This is a genomic window from Thermogemmatispora sp. (assembly GCF_042408735.1).
Taxonomy (GTDB): domain Bacteria; phylum Chloroflexota; class Ktedonobacteria; order Ktedonobacterales; family Ktedonobacteraceae; genus Thermogemmatispora.
The window spans coordinates 1-5,480 of record NZ_JBHOQV010000095.1 but is presented as its reverse complement, the minus strand read 5'-3'; the positions used below and the strand labels follow the sequence as shown (position 1 = coordinate 5,480).

Annotated in this window: 5 protein-coding genes; 2 read left to right on the top strand and 3 right to left on the bottom strand. The window is 63.7% G+C overall.

All coding sequences use genetic code 11. The annotated features are described in order from the left end of the window. A partial coding sequence (locus tag ACFMO7_RS08340; RefSeq protein WP_376795030.1) for a tetratricopeptide repeat protein occupies nucleotides 1-753 on the top strand: 753 nt, incomplete at its 5' end. Between the two features lie 892 nt (nucleotides 754-1,645). Next, a complete protein-coding gene (locus ACFMO7_RS08335) occupies nucleotides 1,646-1,834 on the top strand; it encodes a hypothetical protein (protein WP_376795029.1) in 189 nt (62 codons plus the stop codon). Nucleotides 1,835-2,410: 576 nt separating this feature from the next. On the opposite strand, the gene ACFMO7_RS08330 is transcribed toward ACFMO7_RS08335, so the two are convergent. The 3 genes from ACFMO7_RS08330 to ACFMO7_RS08320 all read right to left on the bottom strand — a co-directional run. After that, complete coding sequence (locus tag ACFMO7_RS08330; protein WP_376795028.1) at nucleotides 2,411-2,932, bottom strand: hypothetical protein; 522 nt, start codon at nucleotides 2,930-2,932, stop codon at nucleotides 2,411-2,413. A 450-nt stretch (nucleotides 2,933-3,382) separates the two neighbouring features. Beyond that, nucleotides 3,383-4,135 carry a hypothetical protein gene (locus ACFMO7_RS08325; protein WP_376795027.1) on the bottom strand — a complete coding sequence of 251 codons (753 nt, stop codon included), beginning with the start codon at nucleotides 4,133-4,135 and terminating at the stop codon, nucleotides 3,383-3,385. 480 nt (nucleotides 4,136-4,615) lie between these two features. After that, nucleotides 4,616-5,480: hypothetical protein (locus ACFMO7_RS08320; protein WP_376795026.1), on the bottom strand; the 865-nt coding region annotated here is incomplete at its 5' end.

Sequence of the window (5,480 nt, the reverse complement as noted above, 5' to 3'; positions counted from 1 at the left end):
CTGCTGCAGGCCGAGCGGCACTTTCGCCACGCCTTCGAGTGCTATGCCCTGGTCGGCGATCGCACAGGGCTGGCGGCCACCTCTAACCGCCTGGGGCAGGTGGCGCTGCGCAAAGGGCAGCTGGAGGAGGCCAATACCTGGTTCAAGCAGGCCGAGGCGCTGGTGACCGGCTTCGATGAGGAGGTCTTCATCAACAGCCAGTACTACCAGGGGCGGGTCACGGCGGAGCGGGGGCGCTGGCAGGAGGCGGCGAGGCACTGGCAGTGTGCCTGTGAGCATGCGCGTCACGTGCACGATCGCTATCAGCTGGTGGCCAGCCTCTGCGACCTGGTGGAGGCGCTTTCCCACCTGGGACGACACGAGGAGGCGCAGGCCGCTTGGCAAGAGGCGCGCACCATCGCTGAGGAGGAGGGCTACCGCTTGCTGCTAGGACATGGAGAGCAGGTACTGGGGAACCTGGCCTATGCGGAGGGCCATTGGGAGGAGGCGATGGCGCACGCTGTCGAGAGCTGCACATGGATGACGCGCCATCATGTCCTTGCGTACCACAAAGCGCTGCGCCGCCTGCTGGAGCGCCTGCTGGCCCTCCCGTTGGAGGCGATCCCGGCCATGACACAGCGCGTGCGGGAGGACTGGCGTCAGCGCGGCCTGGCGGAGCAGTATCCGGAGCTGTCTCAGGCCTGTGAGGAGATTCTGAAGCTCCTGCCGGCCCCGCCCCGCTGGCAGGGGCACGGGCAGGAAGGGGGTCCCTGAGACAGCGGGGCAGCGCGTCGCTGCGAGCATCGCGGCACCCGGCTGCCCACGCAGCGATCCTCGAAGGGCTTTCCAGGCCGTCTGAGGGCCGACGTGGCTGACCTCATGACTGCATGGAAGCGGTCACTCCTGACCGCCTGGGTGGGAGCATCGAAACGACTTGACAGAGACCACCTGGGACGCTATGCTAGGAGAAGCATCACCAGCATGTCTGCTTCGTCCGCTCTGGGAGTGAAACGTTGTGACCGAGCGCTCTGGAGTGCCTTCAGAATCAGTTTTATGCACCATTGTCCCCTTGAGAATGCCGATTGTTCAAGTGTCCTCGTGAGTTGAAAGAGAAGGCAAAATGACCCTATTGGTGACGTATCGACGAATTCGACAAAAGCCCTGGTTTTGGTTTAGCGGTGAGGTGGGGATGCAACGAGGAACGTGGAAGGACCTCTCGCGAGCTGTCCGACTCCGACCTCTAAGGGAGCGATGCTGGGTTTTGGCTCAAACCTCCAGGTGCCAGCTGTGGAAGGAATTCCTCGAACAGCTATGGTTCCGCTTAGAGAAACAGGAACGTATCCGGCGAGTGGTTTTGGCTCAGAGCAGGAAGGAACTGAAGTGGACTCAGAAATACAGGTACGGGCTGATCTGGGTCCTACCGCCCGCGCAGTTTGATCGCGCAGTGAAGGCCTGGCGGCGTCAGATAGCCGCCTGGAGAAAGGAGGTGCTTCTCCTGGTCCCTCTTGAGTATGAGGACAATCACAGAGCGATCCTTCAGACGATGTTCTCAACTGGCAGCCTGCTCGTCGATTGCCGTTTGACTCCTCGCAGTTGGTCAGACTGGAGCTGGATATATCAAGCAGCTGACGAGACTGAGCTCATAGCTGAGAAGGACATACAGCAGTTGATCCAGACAGTGCAGCGAGACTCGGTGCAGCTGCTCATCCTGCTCTGTCCCCACAACAGATGCCAGCAGCGTCGCTGCTGCTTCTGGTGGAATGTGCTGATCGTCCGGGAGGCATTGTTGAAGGCGGGGATCGACCCAGTCTTCATCACTCCCGAGGAGTATGTGGCTCTCTATAGCCTGGAATAGAACAGCTCGCGGAGGCGGTGACAGTCTGTCTTTGTGGAGGGGCATCTGCACGTGTGCCCTCTCTCGACCGGAATGGGGTCGGTCGAACGAACTGCAGTCGGGATCAGCGCCTCAACGGTCACAGGCCAGTGTTCAGCAGCCCCCATGTGGGGGAAGCGCTCTCGGGAACAGTGACCGCTGATGGAGGTAGGTGCTGGCAGCCGGGGTTGCTTTGTCTGTGCATGCTCCCAAGCTGGCTGGCGGATTCAGGGTTCCTGGTTCCTCATCGGGACAGGTGTTCAGGATACCTGTGCCGCTGGATGAGAGCGGCTTGCCGCATGGCAGGCAGTTGTTGAGCATGTCTCTGGTTCCTCCAGGAAGGTTCCCCACCTGGTCAGTCCTCTCCTGTGACCGCTGCTTTCTCTTCTGATCGTGCCATGCTGGTTTCTGTGTTCCCAGGACTGGTCCACTGGCGAACACGTCGCCTCCCAAAAATAAAAAAAGGCTCCGACATCCGCAGCAGAAGAGGAGGCTGGACAGGGGGGCTGGCCTCCGTCGCCGCAGGCGCCATGCCGCCAGGTCCTGCTCTCCCCGGCCCTATTCCTCCCGCAGCGCCTTCGCCAGGCGAGACCAGTCAACCGCCTGGAGATAGCTTTCCATGATGCGGCGAGCCAGCACTCCCAGGGCACTGGACTGCCTCCGCAGCTGCGGCTGCTCGGCCCAACGGCGGGCCAACCCGTCCCACCAGAGTGCCAGAGACAGCCCTGAGGGCAGCTCCTGCCCGACAGAGCAGAGCGCCTCCACTGCTGCCGCTTCCAGGAACGTCAAGGAGCAGTCAGCTCCCTCTCCCTGGGCCGCTACCACGCGACTCCAATCAATGCGCCGCGCAGGATCGCTCGCCCAGGCAGTGAGTAGGAGCCCCACGGCGTGTGGCACTTCCTGCCCCTTGAGGAACCGCTGCACGTGTTCCTCCAGCCATCGCCGGAGCGCATCAGGACGCTGCGCCAGCGCTTCGAGCGGTCGTCGGGTCTCCTCAAAAGCCGTCAGCGTGGTGAACATGTCCCAGGTGGGACTGTTAGGCCATCCCTGGTACGGTGGCCAAGTCGCTTCCAGAGGCATCACTTGCTCCTTCCTTTTTTCTCCTTCACTCTTCTCTTCTCTTCTCTTCCCCACCTCAGTATAGCACATGATCTCGCCAGATCCGCTCCTGGTGGGTCCCCGCCTGGGAGATCACTGGCCTTCATGACGGGCTGCCGCTTCCACCAGGGTGCGCACCCAGGCAACCGGTCGGGTCCACAAGCCCCTGGTCCAGGGTGAAAAGGCCTCTGAGACCCGGCGGGGCTGGAAGCCCCGACGGGTTCCCTTTCGTCTCAGCCGCTCCCACGCCCAGCAGGCTCTCGTCGCGCTGAGGCATCCCCTGCGAGCCGTGCATGGGTGAGCCGCCGAATGATCGAGCCAGATCAGACGCTGACGTCGAGAGCGTTCTGCGCTTGGGGGAATGCTCCGCTCCGCTCAGACCGAGACGGTCGCTTGAAGCGCTGGGGAGCGAGGAGAGCAGCAGCGCATCCATCAGCGCCTTGCAGGCCCGAAGCCCTGCTGCGGAGTGGCATCCTCCTCAGCGATCACCTGGAATCCCACGTGATCCACCACCCAGGCTGCCCCCGAGGAGAGTGAGACGATTATATCACCCACGGACGTTGAGCGCAGCGGTCCATCCCTGGCGTACCAGAGGATCTTGCGAGAGCGCTGCCAGGGTTCCTCCACATGATTCGTCAGGCGAAATGCCTCCTCCAGGGGGGAGTCTCCCTCGGCTTTCAGCAGGGCCACTTCCCGATAGAACTGATGCCGCAAGGGTGAACGCCAACGTTGCACGCCGGTTGAGACATCCCACATGGCTTCCAGATCAACGCTCTGGTAGACCTGGAAGTACTGACCATGCCTCTTGCCGCTGCGCCTCCAGCGAGGAGATAGCAGCTTCCAGAGCGCAGGGACCAGCTCGTCAATCATGTGACAGGCTGCCTGCGCTGTCGACTCCCCGTGCGCAGCGTGGGAGCGCGGGTCTGCCCTTCTCTCGTCGACAAGCCAGTGCGCTTTCGTCTCAGCCAGCCTGTCCAGCAGGCGCTCCACCTGCGTCTGCACCTGGCCTGGCGGCATCCATGTCGTGATGGGCTCCAGCCCGTTCACTCCCTCTTCGAGGGCCAGGACCTGTCCCACGGCTCTCTCAGCACGTTCAGCGGCAGGATAGCGCGCCTTGAGGATGTTCATCTGCTCGCGCCAGCGCTCCCGGAGGACAATGGCACGAGCTGCGCGCGTTTGTTGCATCAGACACCTCCTTTCCCGGGTCGAATGCACATCAGCAAGCGACACCTCCAGCAGGCAGAACAGGAAAAGCACGCGATCAGGTTGATGCCTGGCCAGGCTGGCAGTACCACCGGTCCTCCTCTGGCCACAGGTTCCCCTGCTGACGGCGAAAGCTGTAGCAGCCCTGTCGGGCAAGGATCAGGGAGAGAACGGTTGAGTATGCTGTACCCGCGCAGGAGGTTCCAGGCCGACCTGAGCCACACCCCAGAACCGGCCACGCCTGCTTCCAGGCCGGGAGCGGAGTCGCGCTGAACGTCCTCCTGTGCGAGTGCGCGATGATTGCCCCTCAGCAGCCGCGTCCGGGCTCGTGGCGAAGCCAGATCGTCATCGGGCCCACTTGTGCATGGAAGACCCCACGCCCCTCTTCGCGGAGGAGCTGGTCCAGCTCCCCGCGAGCCGGCGAAAAGCAGCCGCGCTTTCCTCACAGGAGGGGCCAGGGGGTCATGCAGTCACAGTCGCCAGCAGGCCCCAGAGGTCCTGCACCCCCTGCTGAAGGGAGGCCCAGGAACTCGCTTGCTGCTGCCTCTGCCAGCCGCTGAGATAGCGCTGCCAGGCGGCTTCCAGCCGTTCCCGATGCGGGCAGGCAGCGAAAAGCACCCAGAGTTCCCGGCGCAGCGGTGCCGCTCCCTGGCCCCGGCGGGAAGGGGACGCCGTGCTGGCAGGCTCCTCCTCGCCAGGCCCCCAGTGATAGGTGAGGCCACTGCGATACAGGATGGGTTTGTCAGAGCCAGGCTGCTGCTCCTGACCAGAGGGAGGAGTCCCGCTCTTTCCCCCACCTCCTCTGGCTCTGGTCTCCCCATACCAGGACCAGTGGACCTGCAGGTACCGTTCTGGAAGGTCCAGCAGCCAGGAGGTGAGCTGCGCCAGCGCGCGTTCCAGTCCCTGTCTATCACTGACCTGCAGGAAGCAGAGCTGGTCAGCATGAGCGTGCTCGCCCGTGTTGAGCGGTTGCGGCGACCAGCAGCCCGCGGCGACTGCGCCGCGATGCGCCACCTGCTCCAGCGCCTGCCGCAGCAGGGCGCTGGTCGCGGGAGTCTGGGGCCAGGCAAGCGGGCCAAAGAGGTCCGCACAGCTCGCTGCGCGCTCCGGTCCAGACCCAGCAAGCACCCAGCGAGCGCGCAGCAGCGTGCGATCCCAGGTGAGGACGGCAGCGTTCTGCTCTTCATCATCACTGATACCGGCAAGAGCCGCTTCGAATGTGGCTTGACTCCACCCCTCGCGCTCCCGAAGCTGACAGAGCGCCAGGGAGGCCGCGTGCGCAACGGGTGGGTCCAGAGAGCCTGCCAGCTCCCCCACCGCCACCAGG

Coding starts and splice junctions, on each gene's coding strand:
- ACFMO7_RS08330 (WP_376795028.1), bottom strand. CDS start 2,932: ATGCCTCTGGAAGCGACTTGGCCACCGTACCAGGGATGGCCTAACAGT.
- ACFMO7_RS08325 (WP_376795027.1), bottom strand. CDS start 4,135: ATGCAACAAACGCGCGCAGCTCGTGCCATTGTCCTCCGGGAGCGCTGG.